The sequence below is a fragment of the Microbacterium sp. Leaf288 genome, assembly GCF_001422925.1.
Taxonomy (GTDB): Bacteria; Actinomycetota; Actinomycetes; order Actinomycetales; family Microbacteriaceae; genus Microbacterium.
Genome location: NZ_LMNI01000011.1, coordinates 62,774 through 78,274 on the forward strand (window position 1 = coordinate 62,774; position 15,501 = coordinate 78,274).

Consider the following 15,501-nt stretch of genomic DNA (forward strand, 5'->3'; position numbering starts at 1 on the left):
GTTTCCTCTCATGCTGGTATGGCCGGTCATGCGGACACGGCGCGCAGATCAACTTTCACGGTGTCGAGCCGCTCGCTCGACACCGTGAGGACAATGGGTCCCTCGCCCGTCGGCCGTACGATCGCGAGCGCGCGTCCCTCGAACGTGGTGTGGCGGCCAGTCCGGTACCCCTCGGTCGTGGTCGGGCGGGCGCTGCCGAACCCCTGCAGGACTCCTGCGCCGCGCACCTCCGCGGTGACCTCGCGGTCGTCGCAGGTGATGAGCGTTCCGGCTGCATCGCGCAACTCGACGGTGACGAAGGCGAGGTCCCGATGATCGGCCGTCAACTCTCGGCGATCAGGGGTTGCCTGGAGCATCGTGGGCAGTGTTGCCGATCGCAGAGTGCTCCTGCCTTGCTCCTGGCCGCCGGAATATGCCACGGCGACCAGTTCGCCCTGCGCGTAGGGCACGTGGAAGGGTGACCGGAAGGCCACATCGCGGCCGGCGGGCTTTCGCCCGAGGACGTCGCCGTTGAGAATCAGCTCCACCTCGTCCGCGTCGGCGTATACCTCGACCGACATCGCTGTCCCCGCCTCTACGTTCCAGGTCCAGCTGCTTGTGGAGTCCGCCCACGCCCATTGTGTCGCCTGCGGCGCCCGCTCCCGCTGAGTGGGCCGCAGGACGGCGATGTAAGGTCCCGCTGCCAGCCCGTAGACGATCTCGCGATAGTACGACTGCGGCCTGCGGTATCCGGTGAGGTCGAGGTCGCCGCACCACGCCGCGATCCAGGGATATGCGCCGAGGAAGGTGTCCTTTTCGTCGGCGAACGCGTGGCGTCCGAGGCCGACCTCGCCGAGATAGTCGAAGCCGGTCCAGGTGAAGTCCCCGATCACATGCGGAAGACGCTCGACCAGATCCCAGCCGAGCGCGATCTGCGCAGTGAACGTCTCGCTGCCGACGATGACGCGATTGGGGAAGAGGTCACGATCTCGTTCGTACCGCGCTTCGCCGTAGTTCATGCCCGCGACGTCGAGGACGGAGAACGACTCCTCCGTGCGTCGGGTGACGAAGTCTGCCGCGTTGAGCGGGTTGGCGATTCCGGTGTCATCGGCCAGGACGTCGTTCACGCCGGCAGCCGACTCGCGGCTGGTCGCAGTGAGAGCCTCCTCGAGCGTGGAGACGATGCCGTTGATCCCGTTCGTCACGTAGCGCGTGCTGTCCAGCGAGCGCACCTTCTCGGCGATGCGCCTGCCGAGGGCCGAACCGTGAGGGTCACCCGTCTCGGGGATCTCGTTCCCGACCGAGTACATGATCACGCTCGGGTGGTTGCGGTCCTTGACGACCATGGCTTCGATGTCGCGTTCCCACCAGTCCGTGAACGCCAGCGAGTAGTCGAATGCGGATTTCCCCTCCGCCCACATGTCGAACGCTTCGTCGATCACCAGCACGCCGAGCCGGTCGCAGGCGTCCAGTAGCGACGAGCTGGCGGGGTAGTGCGAGCTTCGGATGGCGTTGAAGCCCGCTGCCTTGAGCAGTTCGACCCGGCGTTCCTCGGCGCGGCCGATCGTGGCCGCGCCGAGGATGCCGTTGTCATGGTGGACGCAAGCGCCGCGCAGCTTGATGACTTCGCCGTTCACGCGCAGACCGTGCACCGGATCGAGCTGAAGCCGACGGATGCCGAACACCACCGTCGACTCATCGATCGCGGCATCCTCGCGCGTCGCAGTGACAACGGCTCGATAGAGGTGGGGATGGTCCACTCCCCAGAGTGCGGGCGTGTGCACATACATGCGCAGTCGCGTCACGGCCGTCTCCGCAGCACGGAGTGTGACGGGTGCTGTTGCCTGCGCGGAGACGACATCGTCCGGTCCGCCGACGAGCTGGACGCTGACGCGGACGCTGTCAGTCGCCGTGCTCTCGTTGGCTATCGTGACCGCGACCTCGACCGTGGTCACATCCTCACCGACGTCCGGTGTGGTCACCAGGACGCCGTCGTGCGAAATGTGAACGAGATCGGAAACGATCAGGTGGGTGTCGCGGAAGATCCCTCCGCCGCTGTACCAGCGGGAGTCGTCGTGCACCCGCGCATCCACGCGGATCTCATTGGTCTCGCCGTACCGCAGGAAGGGATCGAGCGCGACGGCGAACGAGGAGTACCCGTACGGCCGCTGACCCGCGAACGCCGAGTTGACGAAGACCATCGCGTCGCGGTAGACCCCCTCGAACACCAGCGTCACGCGCTTGTCGCGCCATTCGACGGGCACATCGATCGACTTCGAGTACTCGAAGGCGCCGCCCGGAAAATATGCATGCTCCGGTCTGTTCGTCGGGGCGCGGTCCAGGTCCAACACCGCGTCGTGGGGAAGAGTGATGGGGACGGCCTGCGGCCGACTTCCGCCGAGAGCGGCGAAGATGCTGGCCCACGGGCGCACCGTCCATCCGTCGTTGAAGGAAACCTGCGTCATCTGATTCCTCTCGCCCGCCCATCCCGGGCAGGGTCGTTCGGGCGAACGGGGCCGCCGCACCCGCGTGCGGCGGCCCCGTTGGTCTTATCGAGCCGCGATCGATTCGACCCCGCTCGTCTTGCCGGAGTTGTCGGTGGCGCGATACTCGATGACCAATTTCGAGCTTGTCGCCTTGATCGGTCCGGAATACATCTGCCATGCGGATGGCGCGTCCCCCGGCTTCTTGATCGTGCGGTACTCGATCGCGGCGACTCCCGAGTAGTCGTCGGTGGCGATGAGAGACACCGCGTGCTTCTTGAGCACGGCCGTGACGACGGGCGCGGCGCCCTGGTGCACGACGACCCGGACCCGGTCGAGGTTCCGAACCTGCGCGTTGGGATCGCCGACGTCGCCCTCCCGATCCGCGGCGACACGCGCGCCGACGAAGACCGTACCCGCGGTTGTGTAGGTGTGCGTGACGCTGGTGGACACCTCATTCGCCGGATTGCCCAGGGCGGCATCCTCGAACGCGCCTGTCCCGAGATAGTCGAACGAGGCCTTCACGACCTTACCGAGTCCGTCGGGAACGTCGGCGGTGAGGTCCAGCTTCACGGCCTGACCGGTCTCGACGTCGACTCGATCGTCGCCGTCGATGCTCAAGGCAGCGGTGAGCTGGATTCCGCCACGGGCGTCGGCGTCCGAGCCGACGATGATCTGTGAGTCTCGGAGCTCATACTGCGTGGACGGCGGCGCGGCAACGCCGTCCTCCACCCAGCTTGCGAGGTCGCGCAGCGCTTGCTCGATCATGCCGTAATAGTCGACGAGACTTGCCGCGCGTTCTCCGGCCGTATCCGCTCCCTGGTGGTCGGCACGATCGTTGAAGTAGACCCGGTAGGACTCATCAGCCTCCGCGCCCAGGCTCTGCTCGACGCGTTGGCGGTACCAGTCGGTGTGCAAGGGCAATGCGTCGACGTCGTAGAGGTTGGACACGACGATGACCTTTCCGTTGACCGACCCGTCGAACGCGGTATTTCCCGCCACTGAGCCGAAGCGCGGAGGTTCGCCCACGGCGCGCTGCGGGTAAAGCGGAGTGCCATCGGGGTTGCGGAACTGATCAAACGCGATCCATCCCTGATCGGCTCCGGGGAGCTGGTAGCGGTAGGCGAACCGCTTGGCGATATTCCAGCGGTGCTCGACGGTGTCGCCCATCTTGACGAGTTCGGCGCGCACCCGTACGCCGAGCGGCGAGTCTTCAGCGCCGAGGTAACCTGCAGTGTTCCAGAAGTCGTCGACGTATGTCGGGTCGTAGGGCAGCGGCGTGTCGGAGTCCAGCCCGGTACCGAAGAATCTGCTGTCTCTTCCGAGTAGATAGTCGGGGTTCTCCCACGCTTTCCAGGGGATGCCGAGCAGGTGAAGCTCGGTGAGCATGGCACGTTCAGCATCGTCGAGGCTCGCGTAGGGGTCGCCGCTTCCTCCGGGCATCAGGGCATCCCTGATTTCGGGGGCCTTGTCGGCGAGGATCAACTCGGCCGCGGACCGGCCGTTCGTGGGGTAGCTGTTCGGTTGTGGCACGGCCTGAACGACGGGCACGAACCCTTGCCAGACTCCTTCGACATTCTCAGCGGCGCCGACTGTCTGCAGGGAACCACCGCTCAGTCCGTAGAGGTAGCCGAAGATCTCGCGGTCGCTGCCGTAATAGTCCTCCGCCAGGTCCTCTGCGAACTTCGCAGCTGCGGCCGCGTGCCGGTATCCCAGGGAAAGGAAGTCGTTTCCGGCTTGGACGACGTAGCCCCCGCTCGCCAGCCCGAATTCGATCGCGCGGTCGGCAGCCTGGGACGTGTTCTCCCCAGGCGCGAACGTGATGGGGTAGGTGTACTGGAAGAAGCGCCCGTCCCACTCATCCTTGTCCGGTTCGGGGTGAAGGTAGACGTTGAACTGGATGTTCGTGCCTTCGAAGTGGCCGGAGACGCGGTGGTGGGGGACGGGGGAGGTCTCGTCGATCTCGGTGTCGACGACCGGCTGCGCGTACAGCGGGTCACTGCAGTCGGCGGTGATCTGCCAGGCCCCGGCCGCGTCCGGATAACAAGGAACCGGCTCATCGGCGACTGCTGCCGAGCTGGTCAGTGCGGTTGCGACGAGGGCGAGAGCAGTACCTGCGGCTGCAGCCCAATGGCGCGGAGTCCGCCTGCCAACTCGATCCTTCCGGGTTGTGGCCAATGAGTCGTTCACGTGATTTCAACTTCCTCGTTGATGGCGCAGCTCAAACCAGACTGCTCGGGTGGTGGCGACTGCCGTGCAAGGTGTCGCTGAGAGCACTGCATGGTGATTCCTCCGAGGGTGTCGCGGCCCACCTGGCGCGACACCCTCGGAGCCGGTCATGACGATTACTGCTTGTACGCGGCCTGCATGCTCTCGGCCACGCCCTCGGGGGTTGTGTTGCCGAGGAACATCGCCTGCAGCTGCTGATTCAGAGTCGACTGGACCTCGGTCTGCAGGGTCGGAAGCGGCGTGCCCTTGTTGTCGGCGATCAGAGCCGCGAACTCCTCGAGCTCTGCCGGCGGGGTGTACTGGTCATTGGGCAGAACCGGGACCGACTTGAAGCCGTCTGCATAGATCGCAGAGGCCTCGGGGGTGCCCATGAACTCAAGGAAAGCCTGAGCGGCTGCCGGATTCTTGGCCTTGGCGTTGATGGTGTTGACGAAGCCGGGCAGGGCCGTCACGAACGTCTCGCCATCGTTGTTCGCCGGCACGGGAGCGACGACGTAAGAGTTGTCAGGTCCGGCCGCAGTCACGGTCGCCAGGACGGCGCCGACATCGACGATTCCCAGCGCTTGACCGGCCGCGACGGCATTGCCGCCCTGCTCCCGGGACCGCCCGAGCGCACCTTCGCCGAAGCAGCCGGCATCCCAAAGGTCCTGCTGGATCTCGAAGATGTCGACCCACGGGGAATCCTGGTAAGTGATGTCTCCGCTCGCCAGCTGCTCGTCGAAATCCGGAATCTCCTGCTCGAGCAGCGTGGCGGTGTGCGCGAACGGGAACATCTGCGGTCCTGCGGCGGCTTCCCCGAGTCCCTGCGCATAGGCGTACACGCCGTTATCGGCCGCGTCGGCGCAGAGCTGAAGAACCTCGTCGAGGGTCGTGGGTACGGACAGGCCGAGCTCGTCCAGCTTCGACTGGTTGTAGATCGCGGCGAGGGGCTGCAGCGCGCCGGGATAGGCGTAGACCTTGCCGTCGTAGGAGAAGTCGGCCGCCCATGCCTCCGGGAGGTCCTCCGCCCAGGTCACGTCCAGGGGAAGGATCAGTCCGTTCGCGGCCAAGGGCGCCACGTTGTCCGCGTTATCCTTCGGATCGCCGCCAGGGAACGATGTCAGGATGTCGGGAGCGGTGCCGCCTTGCAGCTGAGTCATGACGAGCTGGCCGATGTCTCCGCCCTGGTAGTCGAAGTCCACGGTGACGTCGGGGTACTCCTTTTCAAATGCTGCGGCGATCTCCTCGTACGTCTCCTGGAAGAAGGAGGAGAACACCCCGGTCAGTGTGCCGCTCACCTCGCCATCCGACGGGGCAGGCTCAGCGCTGCCACCCGAGCAGCCGGCGAGGGCAAGAGCGGTGATGGCGACAACGGACGTTGTCGCGGCCATATTGCGGATCTTCATCGATCTAGTTCCATTTCTGTGAGTGCAGTGCTTGGTGGTCCAACCGGCCGGGCGCCGGCGGCTTGTGAGCGGGTTGCGTCATCTCGGTCAGCCCTTGAGTCCGCCCGCGAATCCTCGGATGACATACCGCTGGAAGATCAGGTAGAGCGTCAGGATGGGGATCATCGAGATGATGAGCGACGCAAAGATGAGCGGCCAATTAGTCGTGTACTGGCCGACGAACTCGTAGATCGCCATAGGGATGGTGGACTGTCCACTTCCGGCCAGGTAAATCAGTGGCGTGAAGAAGTCGTTCCAGATGCCGACGCCATTGAGGATGAACACGGTTCCGATGGCGGGTCGAAGAAGCGGAACGACGACGTGCCAGAAGGTTTGCGCGTGGCTGGCGCCGTCGATGTGGGCGGCTTCCTCGTACTCGAGAGGGACGCTCGAGCGGAGGAAGGTCGTCAAGAGGAAGATCGAGAACGGCATGAACACGCCGGAGTAGATCACCACCAGTGCCCAGACTGTTCCGAGAAGCCCGAGGTCGCGCATCTGGATGTAGAGCGGGATCATGGCGAGCTGGAAGGGAAGAAGCAGCCCGATGAGGAAGGTGTAGAACGTGACGTTCGACCACCGCGAGGTCGACCGTGCCAGCGGATATGCAGCCATCGTCGCGAAAGTCAGTAGGAAGAGCGACGAGAGTCCTGTCACGAGAATGCTCATGACGATCGACTGCGGAAGAGACGAGCCGTTCCAGGCCTGAATGAAGTTGTCGATCGTCGGGCGCGTGCTCGGAAGCAGCCCGGACCCCAGATCGTCCGCCGGCTTGAGCGCCAGGTTGATGAGGATATAAACCGGGAACAGGAAGATCAGTGTCGTCAGGTAGGCGGTGCCGTTTGCGGCAATCCGCCCTCGGAGTGGCGTCTTCATGATGCGCTGCGCTCCTGCCTCCGCAGAACGCGGAACTGGATGATGGAGAGGATGGCCACCCCGACGCTCAGCACGACCGCGAGCGCCGCAGACCGGCCGTATTCACCGAAGTTGGAGAAGATCTGATAGATCAGCGTCGAGATGGTCTGTGTCTGGTTGCCGGGTCCGCCGTTGGTCAGCGAGATGATCTGATCGAAGATCTTGAGCCCGCCGATCAGGCCGATCATCAGGTTGATCGTGATGGCTGGTGCGAGGAGCGGTCTCGTGACGTACCAGAAGCGCTTCCAATAGCCGGCGCCGTCGAGCGCCGCTGCCTCATCGAGTTCTTGGGGAACGCCTTGCAGGCCGGCGAGATAGATGATCATCGTCGACCCGGTGAACTGCCAGATGACCGTGACGATGATGATCCACAGGGCCGATGTCGGGTTGCCGAGGAAGTCGACTTGCGGCAGACCTACGGCGTCAAGGAGCGCGTTGGCGGCGCCACTGCCGGGCGGGCCGAAGATGTACTTGAACAGGTAGCCGACCACCAGTGACGACACCACCATCGGCGCGAAGATGATCGTACGCAGGACGTTGCGCCCGAATACCGCACCATGGAGCAGGAGCGCCAGCCCCAATCCGAGAACGTTCTGGCCGATCACGACGACGATCGCGATGAAGAGGGTGCGAACGGCAGCCGGCCCGGCCTCGCCCTGAAACGCCTTGACGAAGTTCTCGAACCCGACGAAGTCTGGGGGGGAGTTGAGGAACGACCAGTTGGTGAACGAAGAGAGCATGCCCACCACAGAGGGGACAACGACGACATAGGCGTAGGCCGCGATGGCGGGCAGTGCAAACCACCACAATCCGCGACCGACGGTGCTGGACCGGCTTCGCCTACGTCCTCTCAGGCTGTCCCGGGTGGAGCGCGGTGCGATACGCACCGGTGGTGTAGTGATGGTCACCTTTGACTTCTCTTCCGTCATCGAGGCGTTCCATTAGTTGGGACGCTGTTTCGGATTTGCTTGAGCGCTCGGCCAGACTAGATCTGGGATTCACCCTGCGCAACGACCGGCGATCTTATTGCGCAAACGTCCCGGCGTCGCCCGCTCGTTATGAAAGAGGCAGACTTCGTCTGGCCGCGGGCGGTCGGCATGATCTCCCCACCACAAGAGGGCTCGTGGGGTTCAGGGCAGCGTCGGGCACCTCGTCGGAGGTGTGCGAAACTCCGAGACCGCGGCGATGGTCGCTTGGTCCCTGGCTCCGTTCACCCGGGAGCGCCGCCTCTCACTCGCGATGAGACTGTGGTTTCGTCGATCCACGAACGATGAGGGTCGACGGGAGCTCGATCCGTTCGTAGCTCGGCCGGTCGTGCTGACGAAGCTCGGTGATCAGTTCGATCGCACGAGTCGCCATCTCTCGCAGCGGCTGACGCACGCTCGTCAAGGGCGGGTGCGCTTTGGCCGCCCGGGGCTCGTCGTTGAAGCCGACAACGTTGACGTCGGCGGGGATGCGTTTGCCGGCGCGCGAGGCCGCGCGATACACGGCGAGCGCCATCTCATCGTTGCAGGCGAACACTCCGACCGGTGACTTGTCGGAGGCGACGAGATTCATGAGTTCGGCCGTCAGCGGGGCATCCGTCCAGCGCGAGTCGATTCGAACCACTTGAGCCCCGGGGCGGTTCTCTTCGATCGCGCGCCGGAAGCCCTCCTCGCGCGCTCGACCGAATCGAAAGGGCGGAACGCCCGACACCACGGCGAAGCGGTCCACTCCGCAGCTCGCGAGATGCGTCCCGGCGTCATATCCCCCCTGCCAGTCGGTGGTGCCCACACTCGGAAGTACGCCGTCAGGGTCCGATATCGGGTCGAGCAGCACGATCGGTATGCGCAGTCCGCGGATCTCGTCGAGCTGTCGGGCCGTCGGCTTGATGATGCCGATGACAACCCCCGACGGGCGCCGCGTGGCGACACGGGTCGGCCAGTCGTCCTGTGGATCAGGGCGTTCGAGGGTGAGCACGAGGTCGAATCCGAGGCGGAACGCCGCCTCGCGTGCGCCGGTCGTCATCGCATCGGTCCAGGCGTCGTCGAAGCCACCCAGGACGAATTCGATCAGCCTCGGGTCGAGGGTACTAGGCCGACCTCGCGTTCCCGGCGCCCGTTCGTAGCCGAGTGCTGCGGCCGCTTCGGCGACCCGCTCCCTCGTGGCGAGCGCAAGGTCGCCACGACCGGCGAGCACCCTGGAGGCCGTCGCCACCGACACCCCTGCGGCGTCGGCGACGTCTTTCAGCGTGACTGTGGGTTTCGTCTGCGGATCGACCATGATCCCTCCACTGTTGCGCAAATAGCCCCGCACGAAGAGTAGCGGCAATGCAGAAGCCCGCGCCTTCGATGTTGCGCAATAAGGGGCGAGCTCGTTGTCGAGGCATCCTGGGCCCGCCTAGGCTCGCGTGTCGAAGCCTCGCTTCGAAGGAGATTCTCATGGCTGAGCTCGCGGCACCATCCGCGCCCCGATTCGAGCACCGCACCGACCGGGGCCCGGTAAGAGGGGTCACCACAGCCTCTCCGCGCCTGAGCTGGTCGGTTGCCAGCGCCCCCGAGGGCTATGTGCAGACGGCATACGAGGTCGAGATCGCCCGCGGCGGGGCCACCAGTCGCTGGGTGGTCGAGTCATCCGAGCAGATTCTGGTCGCGTGGCCAGACGCCCCACTCGCCTCCCGTGACGTAGCCGTCGTGCGCGTGCGCGTACGTGGGACCGGGTGGAGCCCGTGGAGCGAGCCGGGCATCGTTGAGATGGGGCTACTTGCGCCGGAGGATTGGAGTGCCCGATTCATCAGCCCTGTCGGGATCGGCGGGCTCCGGCAAGCGGCACCCGAGGTTCGAGGCACGGTGCAGATAGATGCACGGGTGGTCAACGCTCGCCTGTATGCAACGGCGCACGGCATCTATACGGCCCGAATCAACGGTGTAGCGGTCGACGACACCGTCTTCGCCCCCGGTTGGACCGCCTATGAGAGTCGATTGCGCACGCGGGTCTACGACGTGACCGAGCTTGTCCTTTCGGGTGAGAACACGCTCGACGTCACGCTCGGGAACGGCTGGTGGCGAGGGCGGTTCGGCTTCCTCGGTGAGCGCGCGCTCTACGGAGACCGCCTCGCAGCGCTCGCTCAGCTCGAGGTGACGACCGCGGACGGTGCCGTTCACGTTCTGGGAACCGACGAGACGTGGCGGGCGCGTTCGACCGGCATCCTTTCAGACGATATCTACGACGGACAGACCACCGATCTGCGTTTCTCCCCGGATACGCCGTTCGATCGACCCGTCGAAACGGTCGAGGCGGATCTCGGGATCCTGATCGGTGAAGACGGCCCGCCGATGCGTGTCACCGAGGTCGTCCCTGCGGTGTCGGTCTCGACATCGCCGAGCGGTCGCACCATCGTCGACTTCGGACAGAACCTGGTCGGCTGGGTGCGCCTGTTTGCCCGTGGTGGGCGCGCCGGCGATGAGGTCGTGATCCGCCACGCCGAGGTGCTCGAGCGCGGTGAGCTCGCGATCGAGCCGCTGCGAAGCGCCAGGGCCACCGACACGTACTTCCTCAGCGGTGCGCGCGCCGAGAACTTGGCTCCGTCATTCACGTTCCACGGCTTCCGCTATATGGACGTGACGGGACTCGCCGAGCTCCGCGTCGAAGACGTCGAGGCAGTCGTGATCGGAAGCGACCTGGAACGGATCGGATGGTTCAGTTCGTCCCACGGGATGCTCGATCAGTTCCATCAGAACGTCGTCTGGGGCATGCGCGGCAACTTCGTCGACGTACCCACCGACTGCCCACAGAGAGACGAACGCCTCGGCTGGACGGGCGACATCCAGATCTTCGCCCCGACCGCGAACTTCCTCTACGACTCGGCCGGTTTTCTGACGTCGTGGCTGGGCGATCTCGCCGCCGAGCAGGATGAACGCGGGCGTGTGCCGCATGTGATCCCCGACATCCTTCGCACCGAACTCACGTCGAGCCCGGCCGCCGCATGGGGAGACGCAGCGGTCATCGTGCCCTGGACGCTGTGGGAACGCACCGGCGACCGGGGAATCCTCGAACGCCAGCTGCCGAGCATGAAGGCCTGGGTGGACTGCCTCAGGATCGAGGCGAGCGACGACCTCGTCTGGCGTGGCGGATCGCAGTACGGAGATTGGCTCGACCCGACGGCCCCAGAGGACGACCCATCCCGGGCCAAAGCCGATCCGGACGTCATCGCGACCGCTCACTTCGCACGTTCGGCACAGATCGTCGCATGGGCGGCTGACGTCGTGGGCGATTCGTCTCTCGCGGTGGAGTATGCAACACTCGCCGCAAGCGTCCGAGCAGCATTCGTGCGCGAGTTCGTCACCGCTTCCGGTCTCGTCTTCTCGGACGCGCAGACCGTCTACGCGCTCTCGCTCCATTGGGGCCTGATCGAAGATCCCGCCCTGCGCGCGCGGGCCGCGGCTCGGCTGGCAGATCTGGTCCGATCTTCCGGATTCCGGATTGCAACGGGGTTCGTCGGAACCCCCATCGTCTGCGACGCGCTCACTGACAACGGCTACGCCGACATCGCGCACCGCCTCTTGCTGCAGACCCAGGTCCCGTCGTGGCTCTATCCCGTGACGATGGGGGCGACCACGATCTGGGAGCGCTGGGACAGCATGCTGCCAGACGGCACCGTCAACGGCAGTGGCATGACATCGTTCAATCACTACGCGCTCGGCAGCGTGATCGACTGGCTGCACCGTCGTGTCGCCGGACTCGCCGCCTCCAGCGCCGGATATCGGACCATCGCTGTGCGCCCAGTGCCGCCCAAGGGGCTCACCCGCGCTGCGGCCAGCCACCGCACCCCGTACGGCATCGCCAGCGTCGCATGGTCCCGCGAAGGCGGCGAGTGGATGCTGGAGGTCGAGGTTCCCGTCGGCGTCACCGCCGAGGTCCAGCTGCCCTGGGGCGGGTCGGCATCCGTCGGTCACGGCCTCCACGAGTGGCGGGTCGTGGAGCCGACAGCCGAGCGCACCGCGCCCAAGACCATTCGCGACATCGTCGATGACGAGACGCGCTGGCTGAGGCTCGTGGAGGTGTCGTCCCTGATGGGCGTCATCGATTCCGACGCTCGGATAGCGCGCCTCCTCGAGCCGATGTACGACCACCCGGCCGCTGAGCTGGGCGAGGCGGTGTGGACACGCATATGGCCGTCCGCAACGGCGAAGGCCGCCATCGCGAAGATTTCAGATTGACAGGAAGCAAGCATGCCGACATTCCACGCCCGTTCAAACATCGCCGACGTCGTCTCGCAGGATGACGCACGAGAGGTGGTCAGAGGATTTCTCCCGGAGGTGCTCGCCTCCCCGCTCGCAACCGCCGACGCCTCATTCCCGCTCGCGGCGATCCTCGAGTTGATCGCGCCGGGCGATCCGCGCAACGAACAGCTTCTCGATGCGCTCAGCAAGATCGAGGACCGCGCCCCACGCCTGCCGATCGGTGAGCCGATCGTGCCGCCTGCCGACTACGAGGCCGACACTGTCCAGCGCGGAAGTGCGCCGGTCGTGGTGCCGGATAGCGCCCAGCTGCGCCGTATGGCAGAGATCGAGATCACCGGTCCGAGACACGGCAATCCCTTCGTCGACGTCGATCTCACAGCGATCTTCTCCTTGGAAGATCAGGAACTCCGCGTCGGCGGATTCTACGATGGCGACGGTCGGTACCTGGTCCGTTTCCTGCCGCCGAGGGCGGGCAGATGGTCGTTCCTGACGACGTCGAACGCGCGATCACTCGACGGAATCGGCGGGCTCGTCGACATCGCCGATGGCGACGCCCACGGCGCGGTCCACGCTGACGGGATGCATTTCTCGTACGACGACGGGACGCCCTTCGTTCCGCTGGGCACTACGGCATACGCCTGGACGCACCAGGATCGGGAGCTTCAGGAAGCGACGCTCGCCGCGCTCGGGAAGACCTCATTCAACAAGCTCCGCATGGGCTTGTTCCCGAAGCACTTCCTCTACAACGAGAACGAGCCTGAGCGCTTCGTCTTTCCGCGCGATGCAAACGGTTTCGACACGACTCGCTTCGACCTCGAATTCTTCCGAAGCCTCGAGGAGCGGATCGTGCAGCTCGACGAACTCGGCATCCAGGCGGACCTGATCTTGTTTCACCCCTACGACAACTGGGGCTTCGCGAAGATGGGCGCCGTCGCCGATGACCGATATGTCGCCTACGTCGCGCGCCGCCTCGCCGCCTACCCCAACGTCTGGTGGTCGCTCGCGAACGAGTACGACCTCCTCCTCACGAAGGATGACGCGGACTGGGATCGCATCGCCGGAGTCGTGCGTGAGAACGACCCGTACAACCATCCTCTGTCGATCCATAACTGGGTCGCGATCTGGGACTACTCGTCGCCCTGGGCGTCCCACGCGAGCATCCAGTTCGGAGAGCTCCTCGGCTCAAAGGTTCGCGAGTGGCGCCGCGCCTGGAACAAGCCCGTTGTCATCGACGAGTGCGGCTACGAGGGCAACATCGACCAGGGGTGGGGATTCCTCTCGGGCGAAGAGGAGACGCACCGCATGTGGTCGATCGCCATGGGGGGCGGATACGGCACCCACGGCGAGACCTATTACGACGCCGGTGACACGATCTTCTGGGCGAAGGGCGGGTCGCTGCGTGGGGAGAGCCCCGCGAGAATCGCATTCCTGGGATCGATAATCGCCGCGTCGCCAACCGGGCGCCTCGACCCACTGCCATCGGACTTCGATGCAGCGTACGCCGGTGTGGCCGGCGAGTACGTGCTCATCTACTTCGGAGCAGGTCAGCCGGCGTTCCGCACCGTGACCGTCCCCGACGGTGTACGCGCTCACATCGACGTCATCGATGCGTGGAACATGACCGTCGAGCGGGTTCCCGGCGTACACGAGGGCAAGGTTCGCGTGGACCTCCCGGGGCGTCCCTACACGGCGATCAGGATCGTGGCCGACTCGGCAGTGAGCACCGATGGCTGATCTCGCGACAGCCCCGCGGGCCATCAGCGCCGCGATCCAGCCGGTCGTCCCCGGCTTCCACCCCGATCCGACCATCTGCAGGGTGGGGGACGACTACTACCTCGCACACTCGAGCTTCGAATACTTCCCGGGCGCCCCCATCTTCCATAGCCGAGACCTGGTCAGCTGGACCCAGATCGGAAACATCCTCGACCGACGCTCGCAGTTCCGCGCCGGCACATCAGGACCGTCCACTGGCATCTACGGCTCGACGCTGCGGCATCACGACGGCCGTTTCTGGTTCGCCACGACGAACGTCAGTGACTTCACTGCGGGTCAGGTGATCGTCTGCGCGACTGACCCGGCCGGGCCGTGGTCCGAGCCGGTATTCGTCCCAGAGGCGATCGGCATCGATCCCGACCTCTGCTGGGACGACGACGGGACGTGCTACCTCACCTGGCACGTGCTCGACTTCACTGTCGGAGGCCAGGGCATCCGGCAGGCGCCCATCGACCTGGAGTCGGGTCGTCTGCTCGAGCCCGGTTACCCCGTGTGGCAGGGCAGTGGGCTGCCGACCGCCGAGGGGCCGCATCTCTACAAGATCGGCGACCTCTGGTACCTCATGCTCGCCGAAGGCGGCACCGAGCGGGGCCACTGCGTCACCATCGCTCGCGGGAGTAGTCCGCGAGGCCCGTTCGAATCGTGCCCACAAAATCCGGTGTTCACGCATCGCAGTTCCCCGCATCCGGTTCAGAACGTCGGACACGCCGACTTGATCCAGTCGCCCCTCGGCGAGTGGGCCGCTGTCTACCTGGGCGTACGCCCGCGCGGGTCGACTCCCGGGTTCCACGTCCTGGGCCGAGAGACCTTCGTTGCCGGCATCGACTGGGTCGACGGCTGGCCGGTCTTCGTCGAGGGCGCCTTCGAGGTACCGCCTGATGACGAGGGGTTCGTCGACGAGTTCTCGACCGGGATCCTCGACCCTCGCTGGGTCGCTCCCGACAACGAGCCTGGCACCGTGACCGAACATGTCGCTGACGGCGGTCTCCGATTCGTCTCTTGGGGTGAGGCGACCGACGTCGTGTGCGCTCGCGTGAAGGACTTCATGTGGGAAGCCGAGGCGGAGGTCGAGACATCCGGCGCCATCGGGCTACGGCTCGACGATCGTCACTGGTGCGCCGTCATCTTCGAGGAAGAGCAGGCTCGCGCGTCGGTGCAGATCGGCGACATCCGTCAGCAGCTCGGAGTGGTCGAACTCGGGACCAAGACGGCGACTCTGCGCATCGCGACTACACCACCTCAGACGGCCCCCGTGCCCTTCGGCTATGCGGGTCCCGATGACGTCGTCCTGTCGGTGGCGACAGACGACGGCACGAGCATCGAGATCGCTCGCCTGGACGGTCGCTACTTCTCGACCGAGGTCGCCGCTGGGTTCACCGGACGCATGCTGGCGCTCGGGGCGCCGTCTCCCGCGGGAATCGTGCGTCGCGTGACGTATCGACCGCTCACGGACTAGCTGCGTTCAAGGCGGCGGACGTG

Annotated in this window: 9 protein-coding genes; 3 read left to right on the forward strand and 6 right to left on the reverse strand. The window is 65.4% G+C overall.

The window, feature by feature from the left end; translation table 11 throughout:
- Positions 1-26: 26 nt before the first annotated feature.
- The 6 genes from ASF40_RS09735 to ASF40_RS09760 all read right to left on the reverse strand — a co-directional run bounded on the left by ASF40_RS09735 (position 27) and on the right by ASF40_RS09760 (position 9,289).
- Positions 27-2,444 (reverse strand): glycoside hydrolase family 2 protein, encoded by a 2,418-nt coding sequence (locus tag ASF40_RS09735; protein WP_056368527.1) that lies wholly within the window; start codon positions 2,442-2,444, stop codon positions 27-29.
- Between the two features lie 84 nt (positions 2,445-2,528).
- Entirely contained in the window at positions 2,529-4,652 is a 2,124-nt protein-coding gene (locus ASF40_RS09740) for a hypothetical protein (RefSeq protein WP_056368528.1), read from the reverse strand.
- 155 nt (positions 4,653-4,807) lie between these two features.
- Positions 4,808-5,968 carry an ABC transporter substrate-binding protein gene (locus tag ASF40_RS09745; RefSeq protein ID WP_056368531.1) on the reverse strand — a complete coding sequence of 387 codons (1,161 nt, stop codon included), beginning with the start codon at positions 5,966-5,968 and terminating at the stop codon, positions 4,808-4,810.
- A gap of 195 nt (positions 5,969-6,163) precedes the next feature.
- Positions 6,164-6,988, reverse strand: coding sequence for a carbohydrate ABC transporter permease (locus ASF40_RS09750; RefSeq protein ID WP_056368533.1), 825 nt, complete (start codon positions 6,986-6,988; stop codon positions 6,164-6,166).
- Entirely contained in the window at positions 6,985-7,956 is a 972-nt protein-coding gene (locus ASF40_RS09755; RefSeq protein WP_082496981.1) for a carbohydrate ABC transporter permease, read from the reverse strand. Before ASF40_RS09755 ends, ASF40_RS09750 begins: the two co-directional genes overlap by 4 nt.
- 301 nt (positions 7,957-8,257) lie before the next feature.
- A complete protein-coding gene (locus ASF40_RS09760; protein ID WP_056368535.1) occupies positions 8,258-9,289 on the reverse strand; it encodes a LacI family DNA-binding transcriptional regulator in 1,032 nt (343 codons plus the stop codon).
- Between the two features lie 47 nt (positions 9,290-9,336).
- Here ASF40_RS09760 and ASF40_RS09765 point away from each other — a divergent pair, with 47 nt between their 5' ends.
- From ASF40_RS09765 to ASF40_RS09775, 3 genes are read left to right on the forward strand one after another with little or no spacing between them, the layout of a single operon-like run.
- Complete coding sequence (locus tag ASF40_RS09765; protein WP_235560200.1) at positions 9,337-12,225, forward strand: alpha-L-rhamnosidase; 2,889 nt, start codon at positions 9,337-9,339, stop codon at positions 12,223-12,225.
- Between the two features lie 12 nt (positions 12,226-12,237).
- Positions 12,238-13,983, forward strand: a complete 1,746-nt coding sequence (locus tag ASF40_RS09770) for a DUF5605 domain-containing protein (RefSeq protein WP_056368539.1) — start codon at positions 12,238-12,240, stop codon at positions 13,981-13,983.
- Positions 13,976-15,478, forward strand: coding sequence for a glycoside hydrolase family 43 protein (locus ASF40_RS09775; protein ID WP_056368541.1), 1,503 nt, complete (start codon positions 13,976-13,978; stop codon positions 15,476-15,478). Before ASF40_RS09770 ends, ASF40_RS09775 begins: the two co-directional genes overlap by 8 nt.
- Positions 15,479-15,501: the final 23 nt, after the last annotated feature.

Coding starts and splice junctions, on each gene's coding strand:
- ASF40_RS09735 (WP_056368527.1), bottom strand. CDS start 2,444: ATGACGCAGGTTTCCTTCAACGACGGATGGACGGTGCGCCCGTGGGCC.
- ASF40_RS09750 (WP_056368533.1), bottom strand. CDS start 6,988: ATGAAGACGCCACTCCGAGGGCGGATTGCCGCAAACGGCACCGCCTAC.
- ASF40_RS09755 (WP_082496981.1), bottom strand. CDS start 7,956: ATGACGGAAGAGAAGTCAAAGGTGACCATCACTACACCACCGGTGCGT.
- ASF40_RS09760 (WP_056368535.1), bottom strand. CDS start 9,289: ATGGTCGATCCGCAGACGAAACCCACAGTCACGCTGAAAGACGTCGCC.
- ASF40_RS09765 (WP_235560200.1), top strand. CDS start 9,337: ATGCAGAAGCCCGCGCCTTCGATGTTGCGCAATAAGGGGCGAGCTCGT.
- ASF40_RS09770 (WP_056368539.1), top strand. CDS start 12,238: ATGCCGACATTCCACGCCCGTTCAAACATCGCCGACGTCGTCTCGCAG.
- ASF40_RS09775 (WP_056368541.1), top strand. CDS start 13,976: ATGGCTGATCTCGCGACAGCCCCGCGGGCCATCAGCGCCGCGATCCAG.